This window comes from Salana multivorans, from assembly GCF_003751805.1.
In the GTDB taxonomy this organism is placed as follows: Bacteria; Actinomycetota; Actinomycetes; order Actinomycetales; family Beutenbergiaceae; genus Salana; species Salana multivorans.
The window spans coordinates 1,814,011-1,837,063 of the sequence record NZ_RKHQ01000001.1; the positions used below are offsets into that span (position 1 = coordinate 1,814,011).

A 23,053-nucleotide genomic window follows, 5' to 3' on the forward strand; every position below is an offset into this window, starting at 1 on the left:
GGGATGCCTCGCTACTGCTTCGTCTCGCGGGTCGCGCCCGAGCACCTCGCGGCGTACCGGGAGCGGCACGCCGCCGTCTGGCCCGAGATGCTCCGCGCCCTGCGTGACGCGGGCTGGCGCCACTACTCCCTGTTCCTGTCCGACGACGGGCTGCTCGTCGGGCAGTTCGAGGCGCAGGACCGGGAGGCCGCCCAGGCCGCGATGGCCGCGACCGAGGTGAACGCGCGCTGGCAGGCCGAGATGGCCCGGCTGTTCGTCGGCGACGGGAGCCCCGACGAGGAGTTCGTCTACCTGCCCGAGGTGTTCAACCTCGAGGAGCAGCTCGCCGCAGCTGACGAGTCGGGGGTCTGACGGCGCCGCGCCCGCGCCTCAGTAGATCGCGCGCCCCGTCGCGTCCGGGATGCCGGAGGCCCGGTGGAAGTACGTGCGGAGCTGGTCGCGCCACTCCACCGCGCTGCGCCGCTGCTCGGCCAGGCGCTCGCGGACCCGCGCGTCGTACGCCTCGGGGACGGCCGTCCCGACGAGGTCGGCGAGCGACGCCCACGCGCCCTCGACGTCGTCGAGCTGCTCGACGGCGTCGGCGCGCGAGTCGTAGACGTGCTGCACGACCGTGCTCCCGGAGTGCAGCACGTGCGTGTAGGGGACGTGGTGGAAGAACAGCAGCAGCTCGTCCGGGCAGGTCTCGAGCGACTCGTACGTCTCGCGCCACGGTGACGGGTACTGGCCGGTGTACCCGGTCCCGGTCGCGACGGTCCGGTCGACGCCGATCCCGTCGCGGTCGGCGAAGTGGTAGGTCCCCCACGGCGAGTACTCGTACCCCTCGACCGACGGCCCGTAGTGGACGCCCGGCGTCACCATGAAGCCGATCCCGAGCGGAGCCGTGTACGCCTCGTACCGCGCGAGCGAGTCGTCCATCATCGCGTGCAGCGCCGCGGCGATCCGGGTGAGCGCGGCGTCGTCGGCGCCCGCGAACGTGAGCGCGACCCACTCGTCGAGGATCTCCTCCGCCGTGAGCGAGGAGTCCCAGGCCAGCCGCCCGAACGCGTAGAGGTTCGCCTGCGCGAGGGGGTGCCCGGTCCAGAACGCGTCCGTCCCGACGTTCGACACCGCCGCGAGGCCGCCGGCCGGCTGCGGCCGGTCCGGGGAGGTCTCGCCCGCCGCGAGCTGGGCGACGGTGTGCTCTCCGTCGAGCCGGAAGCCCAGGTACTCCCGCCAGGCCGGTGCGAGATAGGCGACGTGGCGCTGCTGCCCGGTGTACTCCTGCGTGACCTGGAGCTCGACCGCGACCCGCGTGCGGGGCATCGCCGCGATGACCGGCGAGACCGGCTCCCGGACCTGGAAGTCCATCGGACCGTGCTTGACCTGGAGGACGACGTTCTCGGCGAACCGGCCGTCGAGCGGGGCGAAGTGGTCGTGGGCCGCGCGGGCCCGGTCGGTCGAGCGGTCCCGCCAGTCCTGCCGGTGGTCGTAGACGAAGGCCCGCCACACGACGGTGCCGCCGTGCGGACGCAGCGCCTCGGCGAGCAGGTTCGCGCCGTCGGCGTGCGTGCGGCCGTAGGCGAACGGCCCCGGCTGTCCCTCGGAGTCCGCCTTGACGACGTAGCCGCCGAAGTCCGGGATGGTCGCGTAGACGCGGTCGGTCGCCTGCCGCCACCACGCCCGCACGTCCTCGTCCAGCGGGTCGTTCGTCGCCAGGTGACCGAGCAGCCGGGGCGAGCCGAACGACACCGACAGGTAGGTGACCATGCCGTAGGCGCGGAACACGTCGGCCAGGCGGGCGACGTCCGCGAGGTCGTCCGTGAGCAGGTGCGCCTCGCGCTCGTGCACGTTGACGTTGTTCACCGCGACCGCGTCGATCCCGATCGAGGCGAGCAGCCGGGCGTACTCGTGCACGCGGGCGAGGTCGTCGCGGACGCGGCCAGCCTCGAAGAAGAGCGAGCCGCCGGCGTAGCCGCGCTCGACCTGCCCCATGACGGGGTGGACCTCCATGTTGTCCCAGTGGTCCAGCATCCGCCGCGGCTGTTCCGGCGCGTCGATGCTCACCCCGTCCGGCGTGCTCCGGCCCGCGAGCCGGGCGCGCGCCGCCGTCCGCGCCGCGGCGTACAGGCCGCGCAGCGCCGCGGCGCCGTCGTGACCGACGACGACGAGCCGCCCGCCGGTCCGGACGGTGACGGCGCCCCGCGGCGGCGGCGCGGGCAGCTCGGCCAGGCCGAGGTCGTCGGCGCAGGCGTCGCCGGTGGCGACGACGACGTCCGCCTCCCGCGCCGGCGCCGGCCGGGCGCCGGCGAGCTCGCGGCGCGCGGTGTCGAGGCAGGGCCCGTCCCCGACGACGGCGGCCGTGCCGGACGTCAGGGGCGCCAGCGCCTCGGGCGGCAGCCAGGCGGGGTGGACACGGGACGGGGTGGAACTCACGGGACGTGCTCCTCGGTCGAACTCGCGGTGCGGGTGGGTCGTGCTCGGTGTGGGGGTCGGTCGGGCTCACGCCGGGGCGGCGCCATCGGAGAGCCAGCGCGGCGTGAGCAGCGTGGCGAGCTCGGGTCGCCACAGCGGCGCCGTGTGCCAGCTCGCGGTGAGGTCGCCGGCGGCGCCGCGCTCGAGGACGATCCGGTGCGGCGTCGTCGGCACGACGACGTGGACGCGGACCGAGCCGTCAGCTCGCCGCTCGCCCCGCACCGCCAGCGCGAGGCTGTCGGCCGCGGCGCCCGGCGTCGCGCTCGCCCGGGTCGCCGGACCCTCGGCCCCCTGGGCGGCACCCGCCGCGCCGACGCCATCGGCGTCCGGTCCGGCGGCGGCCCCGACGACCGTGTGCGCCCACCGGTCGGCGGGCACGCGGACCCGCGCCGCGGCGTGCCCGGCGGCCGGCAGCGCGAGCTCCCAGACGGCGTCGGCGCCCCCCTCGGCCCCGCCCCCCTCGGCGAGGTCGGTGAGCGTCCAGCCGGTGACGTCGAGCGCACCGTCGGCCGGGAACGTCAGCGCGTCCCGGTCCGCCCACGAGTCGAGCGCGAGCACGAGCGGGGGCTCGGCGCCCTGCGCCGCGTCGCGCGGCGCCTCGCCCGCCGCGTCGCGCGGCGCGTCGCCCGTGGCGTCGCCAGCCCCCCGCTCGGGGCCCGGCGCGTCGCCCGTCACCGGGACGGACTCGACGAACCGCCAGAGCAGGTCGAGCGTCGCCTGCGTCGTCGTGGTCGCCCCCTGGTAGGAGATGACGAGGTCGCGGTCGGGGACGACGAGCACGAACTGCCCGTACGCGCCGTCGAGCCGGTACCCGTGCCGGCTGCGCCAGACCTGGAAGCCGTAGCCGAGCGCCCAGTCGTCGTCGTGGGTGTCCGGCTCGCCGCCGAGATCGAGGTCCGCGTTCTGCGCGTCGGCGGCCGGCTCGACCGTCGGCACCTGCGCCCGGCGCAGCTCCGCCAGGTAGTCGGCGGACAGCAGCTCTCGCCCGTCCCACACGCCGTCGCCGAGCAGCAGGCGGCCGATCCGGGCGAGGTCGGTCGCGCGGACGTGCAGTCCGGAGAACCCCTGCTGCACGCCACCGAGCGTGCGCCACCAGACCGGTTCGACCCCCACCGGGTCGAGGACGCGCGGTCGCAGCAGGTCGGTGAGCTCGCCGCCCGTGACCGCCCGGACGATCGCGCCGAGCAGGAAGCTCGCGGGGGAGTTGTAGGCGAACGTGCCGCGCGGCAGCTCCGGCGCCGTCGCGAGGAACGCGCGCGCGTCGAACGGCAGGTCGAGGGTCTGCTCGCGCGAGTGGCCGGTGCTCATGGTGAGCAGGTCGCGCACCGTCCAGCCGTACGGGTTGGGGGCGTCGAGGTAGGTGTCGACGGGGGCGTCGACGTCGACCAGCCCGTCGGCCACGAGGCAGCCGATGGCGAGCGACGTGAACGTCTTCGACACCGAGTAGACGAGCGCCGGACGGTCGATCCGGTACGGGGCCCAGGACCCCCGCAGCAGCTCGCGGCCGCGGTGCAGGACGAGGAGCGCGTGCGGGTCGAGGCCGGCCGGACCGAGGTCCGCGGCGAGCTTGCGCAGTGCGATGGCGGGGGTGGCGATGGGGTCGTCGTCCATGACGGTTCCACTCTCTCGAAACTATCGGTCCGGCGATGCGCGGCGGCGCGTCGCGGTCGGAATCGTGATCTAGCCGTGATCTTGCAGGCCGTGTCGGCCCCTTGACAACTTACATACTAGTTCCCTAACCTCCGAAATCAGCAGGTAGCGAAACTACGTCGATACTTTCGACCCACGAGGGAGTGGACGGCAGGATGATGGACGAGGAACGAGCCCCCGGGTTCGTGACCGGGCCGTGGCACGACGTCACGGCCACGCCCGACCAGCGCGCCCGCGCGCTCGTCGCGGCGATGACGCTGGAGGAGAAGCTCGCGCAGCTCGTCGGCCTGTGGGTCGGGGCGGATGCCTCCGGTGAGGACGTCGCACCCCACCAGGGTGACATGACGGAGAACGGCCCGTCCTTCGGCGACGCGATCGTCGACGGTCTGGGGCAGCTCACCCGCCCGTTCGGCACCGCCCCCGTCGACCCCGTCCTCGGCGCCCGCTCGCTCGCCCGGGCGCAGGAGTCCGTCCGGGCCGCCAGCCGGTTCGGCATCCCGGCGCAGGTGCACGAGGAGTGTCTGGCCGGGTTCGCCGCCTGGGGCGCGACGGCGTACCCGATCCCGCTGTCCTGGGGCGCGACGTTCGACCCCGAGCTGGTCGAGGACATGGCGGCACGGATCGGTCGGGCGATGCGCTCGGTCGGGGTGCACCAGGGGCTCGCGCCCGTCCTCGACGTCGTGCGCGACTACCGGTGGGGGCGCGTGGAGGAGACGATCGGCGAGGACCCCCACCTCGTCGCGACCATCGCCTCGGCCTACGTGCACGGGCTGGAGAGCACCGGCGTCGTGGCGACGCTCAAGCACTTTGCGGGCTACTCGGGGTCGCGGGCGGGGCGTAACCATGCGCCGGTCTCGGCGGGGCCGAGGGAGCTGGCGGAGGTGTTCTACCCGCCGTTCGAGATGGCGTTGCGCGAGGGTGGGGCGCGGTCGGTGATGAACTCCTACGCCGAGGTCGACGGGGTCCCCGCGGCCGCCGACGAGGCGCGGCTCACCGGGCTCCTGCGCGAGCAGTGGGGCTTCGAGGGCGTCGTGGTCGCCGACTACTTCGCCGTCGCCTTCCTCCGCACGCTCCAGCGGGTGGCGGGGAGCGACGGCGAGGCCGCCGGCCTCGCGCTGCGCGCCGGGATCGACGTCGAGCTGCCCTCGCCCTTCGCCTACACCGGCCCGCTCGCGGCCGAGGTCCGCGCCGGGCGCGTGAGCGAGGAGCTGGTCGACCGCGCACTCGTCCGGGTGCTGCGGCAGAAGGCCGAGCTCGGCCTGCTCGACCCCGACTGGGCGCCCGCCTCGCCGGACGTCGTCGACCTCGACCCGCCCGCCGACCAGGAGCTGGCGCTCCGGCTCGCCCGCGAGGCCGTCGTCCTGCTCGACGCCGGCGACGTCCTCCCGCTGGCGCCGGGCGCTCGCCTCGCGGTCGTCGGCCCGCTCGCCGACGACCCGTTCGCCATGCTCGGCTGCTACTCCTTCCCGGCGCACGTCGGCGTCCACCACCCCGAGGCCGGTCTCGGCATCGAGATCCCGTCGCTGCTGTCCGAGCTGACCGCCGTCCACGACGGGCCCGTGACCCACGCGCCCGGCTGCGACGTCCAGGCGCCCGGCCGCGACGGCTTCGAGCGCGCCGTCGAGCTGGCCCGGGACGCGGACGTCGCCGTCGTGGCGGTCGGCGACCGCGCCGGGCTGTTCGGCCGGGGCACGTCGGGCGAGGGGTGCGACGCCGCGGACCTGGCGCTGCCGGGGGAGCAGGCCGCGCTGGTCGAGGCGGTGCTCGCCACGGGCACCCCCGTCGTCCTCGTCGTCCTGTCCGGTCGTCCCTACGCCCTCGGCGCGTACGCCGGGCGGGCGGCGCTGGTCCAGACGTTCTTCCCCGGCGAGCGCGGCGGCCGGGCGATCGCCGAGGTCCTCGCGGGTGCCGTCAACCCGTCGGGACACCTGCCCGTGCAGGTCCCGCGCGAGCCCGGCGCCCAGCCCGGCACGTACCTCGCGCCGCCGCTCGGCCTGCGCACCGACGTCAGCAACCTCGACCCCACGCCCCTGTTCCCGTTCGGGTTCGGTCGGTCCTACGCCGAGCTCACCTGGGGCGAGGTGACGTGCGAGGCCATCCAGTGGTCGGTCTCCGGCGACGTCGAGGTCGGCGTCGAGCTCGCGAACGAGACCGAGCGCGAGGCCGCCGACGTCGTCCAGCTCTACCTGCACGATCCGGTCGCCCAGGTCACCCGACCCGACGTCCGGCTCGTCGGGTACCGGCGCGTGACGCTCGCCCCCGGCGAGCGCGCCCGCGTCACGTTCACGGTCCCCGCCGACGTCGCGTCCTTCCCGGGGCTCGCGGGGCACCGCATCGTGGAGCCGGGGGAGGTCGAGCTGCGTGTGGCTCGGTCCGCCGCCGACGTCCACCACGCGATCCCACTCGTTCTCGTGGGTCCCGAGCGCCGGGTCGGGTTCGACCGGCGCCACCTGTCCACCTCCGCCGTCGCGGTCGATGCCGACCTCGGCGCGCGGGCATGACACAAGGAGGTGAGTCCCGCATGACCACAACGGAGGATCCGCCCGCGCGCACGGCGCGAGCGGCTCGAACGGCGCGGTCGGTCGATGTCGACCGAGCGCGCAAGAACGGCTGGGGCAGCGCCCTGCGCCGTGACTGGCGGCTCTACACGTTCCTCGTCGTCCCCCTCGTCTTCCTCCTGATCTTCCGGTACCTGCCGATGGCGGGGAACGTCATCGCGTTCCGCCGGTTCCGCCCCGGCGGGTCGATCTTCGGGGACGAGTGGGTCGGGCTGTACTACTTCGAGCAGTTCATCCACAACCAGCAGTTCTGGCAGGTGTTCTGGAACACCGTCATCCTCGGCGGGCTGTCGCTCCTCGTCTGCTTCCCGCTGCCGATCGTGCTCGCCCTGCTGCTCAACGAGCTGCGGTCGCGGCGGTTCAAGCGGATCGTCCAGACGGTCTCCTACCTGCCGCACTTCATGTCGATCGTCATCGTCGTCGGCATCGTCTTCCAGCTCACGTCGATCGACGGGACGGTCAACCAGATCATCCGGGCGGTCGGCGGGGACGCGATCCCGTTCATGCAGCTGCCCGAGTGGTTCCGGACGATCTACGTGTCCTCCGAGGTGTGGCAGACGGTCGGCTGGGGGACCATCCTCTACCTGGCCGCGCTCACCACCGTCGACGAGCAGCTCTACGAGGCCGCCCGGATCGACGGCGCCAACCGGTGGAAGCAGACCTGGCACATCACCCTGCCCGGCATCCGCCCGACCATGATGGTGCTGCTCATCCTCAACATCGGGTCCTTCATGGCGGTCGGGTTCGAGAAGGTGCTGCTCCTGCAGAACCCGCTCATCTACTCCACCGGCGACGTCATCTCGACGTACCTCTACCGCGTCGGCATCCAGTCGGCGCAGTTCTCCTACGGGACCGCGATCGGCCTGTTCGAGGCGCTCATCGGCCTGACCCTCGTCCTCTCCGCGAACTTCTTCTCGCGCAAGATGGTTGGAGCATCGCTGTGGTGACCGATCCCCTCGCCGTCGCGCCGGACATCGCGGCCGTCCGGACCCAGGGCGGCGCCGTCAGGGACACCCCCGGCTACCGCGCGTTCCGCGTGGTCAACGTCGCCGTCCTGCTCCTCGTCTGCGTCGTGACGCTCTACCCGTTCGTCAACCTCGTCGCCAAGGCGTTCTCCTCGGAGGGCTACATCGCCGCCGGCCAGGTGAACCTGTGGCCGCGCGGGTTCAACACCACGACGTTCCAGGCCGTCATGGGCGACCCGATGTTCTGGACGAACTACAAGAACACGCTCGTCTACACGGTCGTCGGGACCATCATCGCGATGCTGCTGACGACGACCTACGCGTACGCCATCAGCCGGCCCCGCCTCAAGGGCCGGACGTTCTTCATCGGCCTCGCGGTGTTCACGATGTTCTTCGGCGGCGGGCTCATCCCGAACTACATCCTCATCGCGAACTTCCTCGGCTGGCGCAACTCGATGTGGGCGGTCGTGGTGCCGGGGGCGCTGTCGGTCTTCAACCTGCTCGTCATGAAGTCCTTCTTCGAGAACTTCCCCGCGGAGCTGGAGGAGGCCGCCGCCATCGACGGGCTCACCACCTACGGGATCTTCGGCCGCGTCGTCATCCCGCTCTCGAAGGCCGTGCTCGCGACGATGACGCTCTTCTACGCGGTCGGCCTGTGGAACTCCTGGTTCAGCGCCTACCTCTACATGGACCGCAAGGAGCTCTTCCCGGTCACGGTCTACCTGCGCAACCTCATCGCCGCGGCGACGGGCGCGCAGGAGGTCACCGGCGGCGCCGGGGCCGACGCCGTGCAGATCGGCGCCAACATCCAGTCGGTCACCATGCTCCTCACGGTGCTGCCGATCATCTGCTTCTACCCCTTCATCCAGAAGTACTTCGTCTCGGGCGTGATGCTCGGCTCCGTCAAGGGCTGACCGACGCGCGCCCCCGGGGCGTCCCTCACCACGGTGTCCACCAGATCGTCGAACGACGGCGTTCACAGAAGGAGATTCACATGAGAACCATCCGCACGACCGGGCTGGCCGCCGCGGCCGCGCTCGCGGTCCTGCTCGCAGCCTGCTCCACCGGGGGAGGCGGCGAGGGGTCGACGAGCGGTGGCTCGGGCGACGGCACCGACACCGGGTCCGGCGAGGCCGCCGGCCTCATCGGCGAGGACCAGATGGTCGGCGCCATGACGGACTACGGTGTCGGCACCACGTTCAAGGCGACGGAGCCGGTCGACTTCGGGCTCCTGTACCGGGACCACCCGAACTACCCGGTGAAGAATGACTGGCTCGTGCTCAGCGAGATCGAGGCGAACCAGAACGTCACGTTCACCCGCACCGACGTCCCGCTGTCGGACTGGGACCAGAAGAAGGCCCTGCTCATCTCGGCCGGTGACGCGCCGGACATCATCTCCGTGACCTACCCGGGCCAGGAGACGCAGTTCGTCTCCGGCGGCGCGCTCCTGCCCGTCTCGGACTACTTCGAGTACATGCCGAACTTCACCCAGAAGGTCGCCGACTGGGGTCTGCAGGACGAGCTCGACACGCACAAGCAGGCCGACGGCAAGATCTACCAGCTCCCCGGCCTGCGCGAGATCCCCGACGTCCAGTACACCGTCGCGATCCGCGACGACCTCTGGCAGAAGGCCGGGATCACCGACGACCCGGCGACGTGGGACGAGTTCCTCGAGGACCTCAAGACGGTCCAGGAGGCCAACCCCGACCTCAGCTACGCGATGTCGGACCGCTGGACGGACTCGACGACGCTCGGCGCCTTCCTCAACATGATGGCCCCCAACTTCGGCACGACGGGCGGCTGGGACTACAACAACACCTGGTTCGACCACGACTCGGGCGAGTTCGTCTTCACCGGCACCTCGGACGCCTACAAGGAGCTCGTCACCTACGCGGCGAGCCTCGTCGAGGCCGGCGTGCTCGACCCCGAGATCACGCAGAGCGACGACCAGGCCGTCCAGAAGTTCGTGAGCGGCAAGTCCGCGGCCATCTCCGGCAACACCCAGACGCTGTCGGAGTACCGCACCAAGCTCGCCGACTCCGGCAACACCGAGGCGACGGTCCGCCTGCTCACCATCCCGGACGGCCCGGCCGGCAACAACCTCGCCGGCAGCCAGCTCTCCTCCGGCCTCCTGCTCTCGAGCAAGGTCGCCGACAGCCCGAACCTCCTCGCGCTGCTGCAGTTCGTCGACTGGCTGTACTACTCCGACGAGGGCATCGAGTTCGCGGCGTGGGGCGTCGAGGGCACCACCTACACCAAGGACGCCGACGGCACCCGTCACCTCATGGACGACATCGGCTGGAGCTCGCTCAACCCGGACGCCCCGAAGAAGCTCAACGCCGACTTCGGGTTCTTCAACGGCGTCTTCCTCCTCGCGAACGGCTCGACGAAGGACCTGCTCCAGTCCGTCATGACGGACGAGATCAAGGACTGGACGAACGACGTCCTCGCCAAGAAGGAGACCCTTCCGGTCAAGCCGGCCGCGGGCCTCGACGACCTGGAGCTGGAGAGCTCGTCGCTGCTCGACTCCCAGCTCAAGGACGCGGTCCAGGCCGCGACGGCCGCGTTCATCACGGGTCAGCGCTCGCTCGACACGTGGGACGCGTACGTCTCCGAGATCAACGGTCTCGGCGCGCAGCAGCTCATCGACACCTACAACACCGCCTACCAGCGGACGCAGGGCTGATCGGCCCGGCCCGCACCGCGCGAGTCCTCGCGCGGTGCGGGCCGTCGCCGTCCCCGCCGCGACACCGCGCCCGTCCCCCCACCACGATCGCGAGTCCCATGAGCCCGACCACCCCCACCCACCCCGGCGTCGTCGACGCCACCGCGCCGGCCCGTCGTGTCCTCACCGACGCCTGGCGCTCCTGCATCGGCACCGGTCGCACGCGCGAGGTGCTGCACGCCGACTACCGCGACAGCCTCCGCGTCGCGCAGCAGGAGATCGGCTTCCGGTACGCGCGGGCGCACGGGATCCTGCACGACGACATGGGCGTCGTCACCCGGTACGACCGCGACGGCCGCTCGGGGCTGCACCTCTCGTTCGGCTACGTCGACCAGGTGATCGACACGTGGCTCGACGCCGGTGTCCGCCCCTTCCTCGAGCTCGGCTTCATGCCGCACGCGCTCGCCTCGGGGCCGGACACGGTCTTCTGGTGGCGCGGCAACATCACGCCGCCGCGCGAGGAGTCCGAGTGGGTCGAGCTCGTCCAGGGGCTCCTGCGGCACCTCGTCGCGCGCTACGGCATCGACGAGGTGCGCACGTGGCCCGTCGAGGTGTGGAACGAGCCCAACCTCAGCGTCTTCTGGAAGGACGCCGACGAGGCCGCCTACCACCGGCTCTACGAGATCACCGCGCGCGCGGTCAAGGACGTCGACGCGGACCTGCCCGTCGGCGGCCCGGCGATCTCGCCGGGATCGGACGAGTGGCTGCCCCGGTTCGCCGAGATGGTCGCCGCCCGCGACGTGCCGTGCGACTTCGTCTCCAAGCACGCCTACACCTCGGGGCCGGCCGAGCACCTGCCGGTGTGGGGCGTCAACCAGACCCTGCGCGCGCCGGAGCACCTGCTCGAGCAGTTCGCGACGCCGCGCGACCTGCTCGCCGGCACCGCCCTGGCCGGCCTCCCGCTGCACATCACGGAGTTCTCCTCCTCCTACCGACCGGACAACGCGATCCACGACACGGCCTACCAGGCCGCCTACCTCGCCCCGGTCCTGCTGCGCGGCGACGCCCACGCCGCGTCGTTCTCCTACTGGACGCTGTGCGACGTGTTCGAGGAGGTCGGTATCCCGACGTCGATCCTGCACGGCGGCTTCGGGCTGCTCGGGCACCGCCAGCTCCGCAAGCCCGTCTTCCACCTCTACGCCTTCCTGGCCCGGCTCGGCGCCGACGTGCTCGCCGAGGGCCCCGACCACGTCGTCACGCGGCGGCCCGACGGGTCCCTCGCGATCCTCGCCTGGCAGCCGCAGGACGGCGTCACCTGGCACACGGGCGGGCACCGCGTCCGGCTCGCGCTCACCGGGCTGCCGGGGCGGGTGAGCCTCGTCGAGCGCCACGTCGACGACGAGCGCGGCAACGTCCGCGCCGCGTGGCGCGCGATCGGCAGCCCGCCCGAGCCGACGCCGGCCCAGCTCGACGACCTGCACGCGCTGTCCGAGCCGGTCCTGACGTCGCGCGGCGTCACGACGGCCGGCGGCGCGCTCGACCTCGACCTCGCCGTCGGGGCGCACGGGATCGCGCTCGTCGAGGTGGCCGCGGCGCCCGACCTGCGGTTGCCGTGGGACGACGACGCGCGGCTGCTCGGCGGCGCGGGCGATGCCGGCGAGGTGGCAGGGTCGTGACCGTGCGTGTCGACGGAGCTGACGAGGTCGGCCGTGGACCGCTGTCGACGGCGGCCCTCGCCGTCTACCGCGCGCTCGTGCTCGAGGTGCTCCTCCTGCTGACGCTCGCGCCGACGATCGTGGTGTGGACGCTGCTCGTCCCCGACCCGACGAACGTGTGGCTCTACGCGCTGTCCGGCCTCGCGATCGGCCCGGCGCTCTCGGCGGGGCTGTACGCGTCGCGGGCCTGGGCGCTCGAGCGCGACCAGCGTCCGGCGGCGGCGTTCTGGCGCGGCTACGTCCGCGGGTTCTGGCCCGTCCTGCGGTGGTGGACGCCGGCGCTTGCGCTCGCGGCGATCCTCGTCCTCGACGTCGCCTTCGCCGACCACGTCCCCGGCGGAGCCGCGCTGCGGCCGGCCGCGGTCCTCCTGCTCGCCGTCCTCACGGTCGTGGCCGGGCACCTGCTCGTCGTCACGACGTTCTTCTCCTTCCGCACGCTCGACGCCGCCCGGATCGCGCTGTACTGCCTCGGCCGGTGCCCGACGGCGAGCCTCGGTGTGCTCGCGCTCGTCGTCGCCGGCGTCGGGCTCGCGGTGCTCGGCGGCGACGTCCTCGCCCTGCTCCTCCTGTTCGCGTTCGTCCGGCTCGCCCACCTCAACGCCCGCAGCGTCCTCACCCTCGTCACGGAGACCTTCACCCGCCATGCCTGACCCCGACGCCACGACCTCCTCCGCCCCGCAGCCGTCCGCCCCGCAGCCCTCCGCCGCGCTCGTGCCGCCCCTGCGGCGGCCGCGCCCGGGGCCGACCCCGGCGCGGCTGCCGGCCGTCCCGGGCATCGCGTACGGCGGCGACTACAACCCGGAGCAGTGGGACAAGGCCGTCTGGGACGCCGACTACGAGGCGTTCGACGCCGCGCACATCACGACGCTCACCGTCGGCGTCTTCGCCTGGTCGGTGATCCAGCCGGCGGAGGACGTCCTCGACTTCACCGTGCTCGACGAGATCGTCCAGCGCGCGGCGGATGAGGGTCGCCACCTCGTCCTCGGCACGGGGACGGGCGCGCTGACGCCGTGGCTCGTGCGCGCCTACCCGGAGGTGACCAGGGTCGACTTCGACGGACGTCGGCACGTGTTCGGCCAGCGGCACAACGCCTGCTGGAGCTCGCCGCAGTTCCGCCGGCTCGCGCGAGGGCTGGCCGGGCGCCTCGCGGAGCGGTACGGGAGCCACCCGAACGTCGTCGCCTGGCACATCGGCAACGAGTACGGCGGCGACGGCGGGGCCTGCTACTGCGAGCTGTGCGCCGCGGAGTTCCGGCTCTGGCTGCGCGAGCGGTACGGAACGCTCGAGGAGCTGAACGAGGCGTGGAACACCACGTTCTGGTCGCACCGGTTCACCGACTGGGACGAGATCCAGGTACCGAGCGCGCTCTCGGAGCACTGGCGCGGGCGCGGCCACACCGCCTTCCAGGGCATCACGCTCGACTTCTACCGCTTCACCACCGACAACGCGATCCGGCAGTACGGCGAGGAGAAGGCCGCGATCCGCGAGCACTCCGACCTGCCGGCGACGACGAACTTCATGGGCTTCTTCCAGCCCCTCGACTACCACCGGTGGGCGCCGCACCTCGACTTCGCCTCGTGGGACAACTACCCGCCGCGCGTCGACGAGCCGTGGCGGACGGCGCTGACGCACGACCTCGTGCGCGGCCTCAAGGACGGCGCGCCGTTCTGGCTGATGGAGCAGACGCCGAGCGTGACGGCCTCCCGCGACGTCAACCCGGTCCGGCGGCCCGGTGTCATGCCGCTGTGGTCGTGGCAGGCGGTGGCGCACGGGTCGGACTCGGTGCTGTTCTTCCAGATGCGCCAGTCCCGCGGGGCGTGCGAGATGACGCACGGCGCGGTGCTCGAGGGGTCGGGCCGGCTCGACACGCGGGTGTTCCGCGAGGTCGCCGCGCTCGGCGAGGGGCTGCGCCGCGTGGGGGCGGAGGTGACGGGGGCGCGCACCCCGGCGCGGGTCGCGCTCGTCGTCGACTGGGAGTCGTGGTGGTCGGTCGAGATGTCGGACGGGCCGAACCGCCTCGTGCGCTACCTGCCGACGCTGCTGTCCTGGGGCCGTGAGCTCTTCGAGGCGGGCGCGCAGGTCGACGTCGTGCCCGTCGAGGCGGACCTCGGCGCGTACGACGTCGTGCTCGCGCCGCTCCTGCACCTGGTCCGCGGCGACGCGGTGGCGTCGCTCGCCTCGGTCGTCGAGCGCGGCGGCACCGTCGTGACCGGGTACCTGTCCGGGCGGCGCGACGAGGACGACCGGCGCTTCCTCGCCGACTTCCCCGGCCCGCTGGCCGACCTCGCCGGGGTGCGGGTGGCCGAGACCGACGCGGCGGAGCCCGGCGTGCGCACCCGGGTGTCCGGCGTGCTGCCGGACGGGTCCGGCCTCGAGACGACCGGCGGGATGGTCGTCGAGGTGCTCGTGCCCGAGGGCGCCGAGGTGGTCGCGCGCTACGGCGACGACTTCTACGCCGGCGAGCCAGCCGTCACCCTGCGCACGCACCCGGCGGCCGGTGGTGCGGCCGGCGCCGCCCCGGGGCAGGTCTGGTACGTCGGGACGGAGCTGGCGCAGGACGGCATCGCGGCGATCGTGCGCTGCGCGCTCGACCGGCACGGGCTCGTCGGGCCCTACGCCGACGTGCCGGGACTCGAGCTGGCGACCCGGGTGCGCGCCGACGGCGGCCGCGTCGACTTCCTCCTGCACCACGGCGCGGAGCCGGTCACCGTCGCCCTGCACGCGAGCGGGACGGACCTGCTCACCGGGCGGCAGCTGACGGCGGGGGAGCGGCTGCGGCTGGAGCCGACGGAGGTCGTGGTGCTCCGGGTCGGGTAGCCGGTGAGCTGGGTGGACCCCGCGCAGCGAGCACGCCGGCGCCGGCGCGCGGGTCCCGGTCGGCCTCGACCCGCGGCGGCGTGGCCGACCGGGCCGGGGAACTCGGTGGGGAAGCCCCGGTCGTCCTCCCCGCGGGGCCGAGCGCCGGTCAGGCCGCCGGCACCGGCCCCGTCGACCCGCGCACGACCAGCTCCGTCCCGAGCTCGACGTGCGTCGAGCTCGGCGTCTCGCCCTGCGCCAGCTCGAGGACGAGGCGCGTCGCGAGACCGGCCATCTCCTGGAGCGGCTGGGTGACGGTGGTGAGCGGGGGGTTGAGCCACTCGGTGATCGGGAGGTTGTCGTACCCGACGAGCGAGAGGTCCTCGGGGATGCGCAGGCCGCGCTCCTGGGCCGCCCGCACGACGCCGAGCGCCTGGAGGTCCGAACCGGCGAAGATCGCCGTCGGCCGCTCGGGCAGGTCGAGCAGGGCCCCGCCGTGCTCGTACCCGGCCTCCGAGCGGAAGTTCCCCCAGCGCGCGATGGCGGGGTCGAGCTGGATGCCCGCCTCGTCGTGCGCCGAGCGGTAGCCGTCGACGCGGGCCCGGGAGCAGAGAATGTCGCGCGGCCCCGCGACCACGCCGATCCGCCGGTGGCCGAGCGCGATGAGGTGGCGGGTCGCGATGAGGCCGCCGTTCCAGTTGTTCGAGCCGACCGTGTGGACGCCGCGCGGGATCTCGCCCTGGGTGTCGACGACGACGTAGGGGATGCCGCGGGACGCGAGCTGCTCGCGCTGGCGGCCGTCCAGCTCGGACAGGACGAAGACGACGCCGAGCGGGCGGCGCGCCATGACGTCGTCGATCCACTCCTGACGCGGCCGGTGCGAGCCGCCCAGCTCGGACAGGACGACGCCGATCCGCGCCGGCCCGGCGACCCGCTCGACGCCCTTGATGAGCTCCATCGCCCAGATCGTGTCGGCCTCGTGGATGACCAGCTCGATGAGCCGGCCGCTGCGGGTCAGGCTGCGTGCCGTCGGCTTGCGGTACTGGTGGCGCGCGAGGACCTCCTCGACGCGGGCGCGGGTGGCGGGAGCGACGTCCGTGCGCCCGTTGAGCACCTTGGAGACCGTGGGCACGGACACGCCCACCTCGCGAGCGATCATCGCGATCGTCGGTCGTTCAGCTGCCACGTCGTGCCTTCCCGGGGTCCGGTGCTGGTCGATGACTCGAAACTGGCCTGGAGTCTATCCGTTGCCAGAGCGGGGACGGGGGGTTTGGCCGCCTGGCTCGCCCGAAAGGGTCGGCCCCGGTATCGCGAGCGGCTCCGATAGTTGCGAGCGGTGGTGGCGGGAGGTCGCCGCGGCACGCGGCGTGTGAGGTCGCGGTGCGGGGCGAGGCGGAGCGGTGCGGGCGGCACGGACCGACGGTCGAGCCGGGAAGGGCAGAACCCGCGGGGCGTTGACCGGGACCTTCGTCCCGGGCTACAGTGACGCTGAAACGATTCACAATCCCCTCCGGCCACGCCGGGACCCCGCAGGAGAGACGTCGATGACGCAGCCCAGTGCCCCAGCCCCCGCCCCCCGCGAGCAGCTCGTCGCTCGCTCGAACCGGCTCGGCTCGGACCCCCGCGTCACCAACTACGCCGGCGGCAACACCTCGGCCAAGGGCGTGGAGACCGACCCCGTCACGGGCGAGCCGGTCGAGCTGGTCTGGGTCAAGGGGTCCGGCGGCGACCTCGGCACGCTCACCGAGAAGAACCTCGCGGTGCTCCGCCTCGACCGCCTCCGCGCCCTCACCGGCGTCTACCCCGGCGTCGAGCGCGAGGACGAGATGGTCGCGGCCTTCGACTACTGCCTCCACGGCAAGGGCGGTGCCGCGCCGTCGATCGACACGGCCATGCACGGCCTCGTCGACGCCCCGCACGTCGACCACCTCCACCCCGACTCCGGCATCGCCATCGCCACGAGCGCCGACGGCGAGCGCCTCACGTCGGAGATCTTCGGCGACCGGGTCGTCTGGGTCCCGTGGCGCCGTCCCGGCTTCCAGCTCGGCCTCGACATCGCCGCGATCAAGGCGGCCAACCCGCAGGCGATCGGCTGCATCCTCGGCGGGCACGGCATCACCGCGTGGGGTGAGGACTCCGACGAGGTCGAGGCCCGCAGCCTCGAGATCATCCGCACCGCCGAGCAGGCGATCGACGCCGCGACCGCGGCACTCGCCGAGCGCGGGGAGCACCCGTTCGGCCCCGTCCGTCCGGGCTTCGAGGCGCTGCCCGACGACGAGCGCCGCCGTCGCGCCGCCGCCCTCGCGCCCGTCGTCCGTGGCCTCGCGTCGGCCGACCGGCCGCAGGTCGGCCACGTGACGGACAGCGAGGTCGTGCTCGACTTCCTCTCCCGCGAGAAGCTGGCGCGGCTTGCCGAGCTGGGCACGTCCTGCCCCGACCACTTCCTGCGGACCAAGGTGAAGCCGCTCGTCGTCGACCTGCCGGCCGACGCGCCGCTGGAGGACGTCGTCGCCCGGCTCAGGGAGCTGCACGAGGCGTACCGGGCCGACTACGCCGGCTACTACGAGCGCAACGCCGAGCCCGGCTCGCCGGCCATGCGTGGCGCCGACCCGGCGATCGTGCTCGTCCCGGGCGTCGGGATGTTCTCGTTCGGCAAGGACAAGCAGACGGCGCGCGTCGCCGGCGAGTTCTACGTCAACGCGATCAACGTCATGCGCGGTGCCGAGGCCCTGTCGACCTACGCGCCGATCGACGAGCGGGAGAAGTTCCGGATCGAGTACTGGGCGCTGGAGGAGGCCAAGCTCCAGCGCATGCCAGCGCCCAAGCCGCTGGCGACCCGCGTCGCCGTCGTGACCGGGGCGGCGTCCGGCATCGGAAAGGCCATCGCGGAGCGGCTCGCGGCCGAGGGGGCCTGCGTCGTCGTCGCCGACCTCGACGCGGAGAAGGCGCGCGCCGCCGCCGCCGAGATCGGGACGAGCGACGTCGCCGTCGGGATCGCCGCCGACGTCACCGACGAGGCGGCCGTCGCCGCGATGATCGACGCGGCCTGCCTCGCCTTCGGCGGCGTCGACCTCGTCGTCAACAACGCGGGGCTCTCCATCTCCAAGCCGCTCCTGGAGACCACGACAAGGGACTGGGACCTGCAGCACGACGTCATGGCGCGCGGCTCGTTCCTCGTCGCCCGCGAGGCCGCCCGCGCGATGATCGCCCAGCGGCTCGGCGGCGACATCGTCTACATCGCGTCGAAGAACTCGCTCTTCGCCGGCCCGAACAACATCGCCTACTCCGCGACGAAGGCCGACCAGGCCCACCAGGTGCGGCTGCTCGCGGCCGAGCTCGGTGAGCACGGCATCCGGGTCAACGGGATCAACCCCGACGGCGTCGTCCGCGGCTCGGGCATCTTCGCCGGCGGCTGGGGCGCCCAGCGCGCGGCCGTCTACGGCGTCGACGAGCAGGACCTCGGCGCGTACTACGCCCAGCGCACGCTCCTGAAGAAGGAGGTGCTGCCGGAGCACGTGGCGGCCGCCGTCGTCGCGCTCACCGGTCCGGACCTGGTCCAGACGACCGGCCTGCACGTCCCGGTCGACTCGGGGGTCGCCGCCGCGTTCCTGCGCTAGCGGCTCACCCCGACGTCGGAGGGTGCGGCGCGCCCTCCGGCACGTCTCCGGTCGACTCGCGCCAGTGGATGCGCTGGAGCTCCCCGGGGTCCGCGGGCTCCGGCTCGTCCCTGACCCGCGCGATGAGCGTCCGCATGGCCCAGGCGCCGAACGCGGCGAAGTCGACGCCAACGGTCGTGAGCGCCGGCACCTGGAAGGCCGACGTCGGCATGTCGTCCCAGCCGGTGACGACGGCGTGGTCGGGCACGCGCACGCCGCGCTCGAGGAGGCCCCGGATCGCCGCGGAGGCGAGGATGTCGTTCGCTGCGACGACGGCGACGCCCTCGAGGTCGAGGTCCGGACCGATGGAGCGCACCACCTCGAGGGTCCGCTCGCCGGACCAGCCGCACTCGTGGACGCCGAGGTCGGTCAGCCCGAGCTCCGCGACCGCCGCGAGGTAGGCGTCGCGCCGCTTGCGGGCGGAGAGGTACTCCAGGTCGCCGGCCAGGTGGAGGAAGCGCCGGTGGCCGCGCGCGGCGAGCCCCGACATGAGCCGCCGGACCGGCTGGGCTCCGATCCGCTCGTCGGTCACGCGCATCTGGTCGTCGAACGCCTCGGACATGACGACGACGCGGGCGCGGGTCGGGTCGTGCTCCAGGTCGAGCGGGATGAAGCTGAGGATCCCCTCGAAGGAGCCGGAGCCGAGCACGTCGTGGACCGACTCCGCGCGCAGCTCGGGCTCGACCGCCACGACCCGGATCTCGGGGGCGTAGCGCTCGGCGACGGCGACCGTCGCGGCGGCCGCGGCCGATAGGAGCCCGCCGGGGCTGATGCCGGGCGTCGCGGTGAGGATGGCGAGCCGGCCGGTGCGACCGGTCCGCATCGACTGGGCCGCGAGGTTCGGCCGGTAGTGCAGCGTCTCGCACGCCTCCTCGACGCGCCTCCTGGTCTGCGGTGAGATGCGGCCCGTGCCGCGCAGGACGTAGGAGACCGTCGTCTGGCTGACGCCCGCCAGGCGTGCGACGTCCTTGCTGGTCGCAGGGCGTGGCATCGACGGGCTCGGCATGGTGTCACGGTAGCCAAGGTCCCCTCGGCCGGTGACCGCCGCGGCGCCCCGCGCTCCTCCGTCGCGCCGGCGCCCGGAGCGGCCTCCGGACTCCCGCCCCGTGCCGCACCAGGGCCGCACCAGCGCCGCGCCACGGCCGCCGCGGGGCCGCCGCACGCCCCGCGATCCGGCGACGTCGCGTCCGCGAGCGGAGGCCGGACAGCGCAAACGTGCACCCGACCGGCTTCGAGGTGGTTGTCCGTGCACTTGTGGGCCACGGGCCCTACTCGCATCTTGGTTTTACGAGTCACCTGTTGTCCCGTCTCGGTTTTCGGCCGCCAGCGAGGGTCTTGCGGGCCCCTGGTCCGCTGGGTTGTATTGGCGCCGACGGCGGGGCTCCCAGGAGTCGGCCGGACATCCGTCCGGTCCTTCGGCGAAACCCGGCCCCGCCCCACATCAAGGAGGATGCGATGAGAATCAGGTCGACAGCTGGTGTCGTGGCAGTCGTCGCCGCGTCCGGCGCCATGCTGCTCGCGGCGTGCGCCCCGGGCCAGGTCGAGGGCGGGTCGTCCGACACGGGAGGGTCCGACCCGACCGAGGTCGAGTCGGTCGACCCGAGCGAGTTCGCGGGCAAGACGCTCAACTACGTCTACTTCACCGACGGCCCCGACGAGGCGGCCACCCGCGAGCTCATCACGGCGTTCGAGGAGACCTACGACGTCACGGTCAACCTCGAGATCCTGCCGTACGCCGACCTCGTCACCTCGGTGACGCAGCGGCTCACCGGCGGGAACGCCCCCGACGTCGCCCGGCTCTCGACGCTCCAGGACTTCCGCGCCGACCTGCTCCCGCTGGGCCAGTACCTGGGCGCCGACTACAGGGACGAGTTCCTCGAGGGCCCGCTCCAGGCGGTCGTCGAGGACGACGGCGACATCATCGCCGTCCCGTCCGACCAGACCCTCAACGGCCTGTTCGTCAACGTCGACCTCTTCGACCAGGCGGGCGTCGAGCTGCCCGACCCCGAGGACCCGTGGACCTGGGAGGAGATGCTCGACGCCGCGTCGAAGGTCAAGGCCGCGACCGGCACCGCCTACGCGTTCGCGATGGACAAGTCGGGGCACCGGCTCTCCACGGTCCTGTCCCAGTACGGCACGGCCCTGCTGAGCGCGGACGGGGTGGCCCTCGACGAGGCGAAGGCCGTCGCCGCGATGCAGCCGCTCGTCGACATGATGGCCGTCGACGACATGCCCCGGGACTTCTGGCTCGGCAGCGGCAGCCGGTACGAGGGCGCCAACGAGATCTTCCTCGCTGGCGAGACGCCGATCTACCTCTCGGGCACGTGGAACGTCGGGCTCATCGACGAGAACGCCGAGTTCGAGTGGGCCGTCGCGCCGAACGCCTGCGAGGCCGAGTGCGGCGGGTTCCCCGGCGGCAAGTACATGGCGGCGTTCCGCGAGAGCAAGAACCCGGCCCTGGCGGCCGAGTTCATCCGGTTCATGAACGAGACCGGGAACCAGGAGATCTTCCTCCAGGCGGCGGGCTCGCTGCCCACCCGGGTCGACCTGCAGGAGTCGGGCGTCACCTACCCCGAGTCCCGCCAGGCGGCGATGGACGTGTTCAACCTCGACCTCGGCCGGACGCCGACCTTCGGCTACGAGTCGAACGCGAGCCCGGCCTTCTCCGGCTCCGCCACCGAGCTCGTCAACCAGATCTCCGAGGTCGTCGCGGGCAACAAGGACCTCCCGACCGCGATGGCCGACCTCAGGACCTCGACCCAGTCGATCCTCGACGAGGTCACCTCGTGGTGACAGCCGCACCCGGCGTCGCGCCTGCCCTCACCCCCGGCCGGGGTGGGGGCGGGCCCCGCCGACGCAGCAGGCCGTGGGGCATCCGGGTGGCCCCGTACCTGTTCCTGCTGCCGAACATGGCGATCTTCGGCCTGTTCACGATCTGGCCCGCGATCAACGGGTTCAACATCTCGCTGTACGAGTCGCCCAACGGACGGGTGTTCCGCTGGGTGGGGCTCGGCAACTACCAGAAGATCCTCACCGACGAGGAGTTCTGGCAGGTGGCCCGGCAGACGGCCGTGTACGCGCTCGCGTTCGTCGTCCTCACCGCCGCCTTCTCGATCCTCCTCGCCGTCCTGGTCGACCAGCAGCGACGGGGCAAGACCTTCTTCCGCGGGGTGTTCTTCGTCCCGGTCCTCGTCTCCCCGGTCGTCGTCGGCCTCGTGTGGAACTGGCTCCTGGAGCGCCAGGGCGGCCTCGTCAACACGGCGCTCGGCACGAGCATCCCGTGGCTGGTCGACTCCTCCTGGGCGATGGTCTCGATCATCGTCGTCGGGGTCTGGATGCAGGTGGGCTTCTTCATGCTCATCGCGCTCGCCGGCCTCCAGGGCATCGACCCGTCGATCTACGAGGCCGCGCGGATGGACGGCGCGTCCCGGTGGAAGCAGTTCTGGTCGATGACGCTGCCGCTGCTGCAGCCGAGCATCGTCGTCATCGTCGTGCTGTCGACGATCCGCGGCTTCGAGGCGTTCGACTTCATCTACACCCTCACCGGGGGTGGCCCGACGGGAGCGACGACGCTCATCGTCCAGTACATCTACGAGAACGGGTTCGTCTCACCGATCCGGTACGGCCACGCCGCCGCGGCCGGCGTGATCCTCTTCGTAGCCATCTTCACGCTGACGCTCGTCAACTGGGCGATCAGCCGACGTAGGGAGGCCGTGTGAGCACCGCAACGTCCGCGCCGCAGGGGCCCAAGACCTGGACCTCGCTCGACCGCCGGGGGGTCAGGCTCTCCGACGCCCTGCGCGTCGTCCTGCTCACGGCGGGCGCCGTCGTGGCGCTCGTCCCCGTCGTGTGGACCGTGCTCGGGTCGTTCAAGACGCCGACCGAGCTGGCCCGGCGGCCGATCTCGATCCTGCCCGACTCCTGGTCGTTCCAGAACTACACGAACGCCCTGGGGCAGTTCGACTTCGTCCGCTATATCTCCAACAGCATCATCGTGACGATCGGGGCGACGATCCTCACCCTCGTCGTCAACTCGATGGCGGCCTACGCCCTGTCGAAGTACAACTTCCGCGGCAAGACGGCGCTGTTCCTGCTGACCCTGGCGACGATCATGATCCCGCTCCAGGTCATCCTCATCCCGGTGTACCAGGTGGTCGCGCGGCTCGGGCTCGTCAACAGCCTGTGGGGCCTCATCATCCCCGCGGCCGCGACGCCGACCGGCGTGTTCCTGCTGCGCCAGTACATGCTGGGCATCCCGGACGAGCTCATCGAGGCGGCGCGGGTCGACGGCTCGGGGGAGTTCCGCACGTTCCTGCGGATCGTGCTGCCGCTGTGCACGCCGGCGCTCGCCGTCGTCGCGATCTTCTCGGTGATGTGGCGCTGGAACGACTTCCTCTGGCCGCTGCTCGTCGCCCAGAACGAGAAGGTCTACACCCTTCCCGTTGCCCTCGCGCGGTTCAACGCCCAGCAGACCGTCCCGTTCAACCTCATCCTCGCGATGAGCGTCGTCTCGATCGTCCCCGTCCTCATCATCTTCCTGTTCTTCCAGCGCCAGATCGCGACAGGTATCGCGAACACCGGCGGCAAGTGACCTTTG

16 protein-coding genes are annotated in these 23,053 nt (G+C 72.6%); 12 read left to right on the plus strand and 4 right to left on the minus strand.

Annotated elements, in window-relative coordinates; translation table 11 throughout:
• The first annotated feature begins 3 nt into the window (after nucleotides 1-3).
• The gene (locus EDD28_RS07860; RefSeq protein ID WP_123739098.1) at nucleotides 4-351 is read left to right on the plus strand and encodes an L-rhamnose mutarotase; all 348 of its coding nucleotides are present in this window, start codon (nucleotides 4-6) and stop codon (nucleotides 349-351) included.
• 18 nt (nucleotides 352-369) lie between these two features.
• Here EDD28_RS07860 and EDD28_RS07865 read toward each other — a convergent pair whose 3' ends face one another.
• Together EDD28_RS07865 and EDD28_RS07870 are read right to left on the minus strand one after the other, a co-directional pair.
• On the minus strand, nucleotides 370-2,412 hold the full coding sequence (locus EDD28_RS07865; RefSeq protein ID WP_123739099.1) for an alpha-glucuronidase: 2,043 nt from the start codon (nucleotides 2,410-2,412) through the stop codon (nucleotides 370-372).
• Between the two features lie 66 nt (nucleotides 2,413-2,478).
• The gene (locus EDD28_RS07870) at nucleotides 2,479-4,062 is read right to left on the minus strand and encodes a serine hydrolase domain-containing protein (RefSeq protein ID WP_123739100.1); all 1,584 of its coding nucleotides are present in this window, start codon (nucleotides 4,060-4,062) and stop codon (nucleotides 2,479-2,481) included.
• Nucleotides 4,063-4,259: 197 nt separating this feature from the next.
• Between EDD28_RS07870 and EDD28_RS07875 the strand changes: the two genes are divergently transcribed.
• The 7 genes from EDD28_RS07875 to EDD28_RS07905 all read left to right on the plus strand — a co-directional run bounded on the left by EDD28_RS07875 (nucleotide 4,260) and on the right by EDD28_RS07905 (nucleotide 14,821).
• Nucleotides 4,260-6,602: a beta-xylosidase/alpha-l-arabinosidase gene (locus tag EDD28_RS07875; protein ID WP_211339138.1), complete on the plus strand. Its 2,343-nt coding sequence runs from the start codon at nucleotides 4,260-4,262 to the stop codon at nucleotides 6,600-6,602.
• A gap of 20 nt (nucleotides 6,603-6,622) precedes the next feature.
• Nucleotides 6,623-7,606 carry an ABC transporter permease gene (locus EDD28_RS07880; RefSeq protein WP_123739102.1) on the plus strand — a complete coding sequence of 328 codons (984 nt, stop codon included), beginning with the start codon at nucleotides 6,623-6,625 and terminating at the stop codon, nucleotides 7,604-7,606.
• Nucleotides 7,603-8,538, plus strand: coding sequence for a carbohydrate ABC transporter permease (locus tag EDD28_RS07885; RefSeq protein ID WP_245967963.1), 936 nt, complete (start codon nucleotides 7,603-7,605; stop codon nucleotides 8,536-8,538). The genes EDD28_RS07880 and EDD28_RS07885 overlap by 4 nt, the downstream gene beginning before the upstream one ends.
• A gap of 80 nt (nucleotides 8,539-8,618) precedes the next feature.
• Entirely contained in the window at nucleotides 8,619-10,310 is a 1,692-nt protein-coding gene (locus tag EDD28_RS07890) for an ABC transporter substrate-binding protein (protein ID WP_123739104.1), read from the plus strand.
• Between the two features lie 98 nt (nucleotides 10,311-10,408).
• Entirely contained in the window at nucleotides 10,409-11,965 is a 1,557-nt protein-coding gene (locus EDD28_RS07895) for a GH39 family glycosyl hydrolase (protein ID WP_123739105.1), read from the plus strand.
• Nucleotides 11,962-12,654, plus strand: a complete 693-nt coding sequence (locus EDD28_RS07900; protein WP_123739106.1) for a DUF624 domain-containing protein — start codon at nucleotides 11,962-11,964, stop codon at nucleotides 12,652-12,654. Before EDD28_RS07895 ends, EDD28_RS07900 begins: the two co-directional genes overlap by 4 nt.
• Nucleotides 12,647-14,821 carry a beta-galactosidase gene (locus EDD28_RS07905; protein ID WP_123739107.1) on the plus strand — a complete coding sequence of 725 codons (2,175 nt, stop codon included), beginning with the start codon at nucleotides 12,647-12,649 and terminating at the stop codon, nucleotides 14,819-14,821. Before EDD28_RS07900 ends, EDD28_RS07905 begins: the two co-directional genes overlap by 8 nt.
• Before the next feature lie 148 nt (nucleotides 14,822-14,969).
• Here the strand turns inward: EDD28_RS07905 and EDD28_RS07910 are convergent, their stop codons facing one another.
• A complete protein-coding gene (locus EDD28_RS07910) occupies nucleotides 14,970-15,959 on the minus strand; it encodes a LacI family DNA-binding transcriptional regulator (protein WP_123739108.1) in 990 nt (329 codons plus the stop codon).
• Between the two features lie 385 nt (nucleotides 15,960-16,344).
• On the opposite strand from EDD28_RS07910, the gene EDD28_RS07915 reads away from it, so the two are divergent.
• Nucleotides 16,345-18,417, plus strand: coding sequence for a bifunctional aldolase/short-chain dehydrogenase (locus EDD28_RS07915; RefSeq protein ID WP_123739109.1), 2,073 nt, complete (start codon nucleotides 16,345-16,347; stop codon nucleotides 18,415-18,417).
• A 4-nt stretch (nucleotides 18,418-18,421) separates the two neighbouring features.
• Here the strand turns inward: EDD28_RS07915 and EDD28_RS07920 are convergent, their stop codons facing one another.
• Nucleotides 18,422-19,462: a LacI family DNA-binding transcriptional regulator gene (locus EDD28_RS07920; RefSeq protein WP_123739110.1), complete on the minus strand. Its 1,041-nt coding sequence runs from the start codon at nucleotides 19,460-19,462 to the stop codon at nucleotides 18,422-18,424.
• Nucleotides 19,463-19,911: 449 nt separating this feature from the next.
• On the opposite strand from EDD28_RS07920, the gene EDD28_RS07925 reads away from it, so the two are divergent.
• From EDD28_RS07925 to EDD28_RS07935, 3 genes are read left to right on the plus strand one after another with little or no spacing between them, the layout of a single operon-like run.
• Nucleotides 19,912-21,249 carry an ABC transporter substrate-binding protein gene (locus EDD28_RS07925; RefSeq protein ID WP_123739111.1) on the plus strand — a complete coding sequence of 446 codons (1,338 nt, stop codon included), beginning with the start codon at nucleotides 19,912-19,914 and terminating at the stop codon, nucleotides 21,247-21,249.
• Complete coding sequence (locus EDD28_RS07930) at nucleotides 21,246-22,175, plus strand: carbohydrate ABC transporter permease (protein ID WP_245967965.1); 930 nt, start codon at nucleotides 21,246-21,248, stop codon at nucleotides 22,173-22,175. Before EDD28_RS07925 ends, EDD28_RS07930 begins: the two co-directional genes overlap by 4 nt.
• Nucleotides 22,172-23,047: a carbohydrate ABC transporter permease gene (locus EDD28_RS07935; protein WP_211339139.1), complete on the plus strand. Its 876-nt coding sequence runs from the start codon at nucleotides 22,172-22,174 to the stop codon at nucleotides 23,045-23,047. The genes EDD28_RS07930 and EDD28_RS07935 overlap by 4 nt, the downstream gene beginning before the upstream one ends.
• Nucleotides 23,048-23,053: the final 6 nt, after the last annotated feature.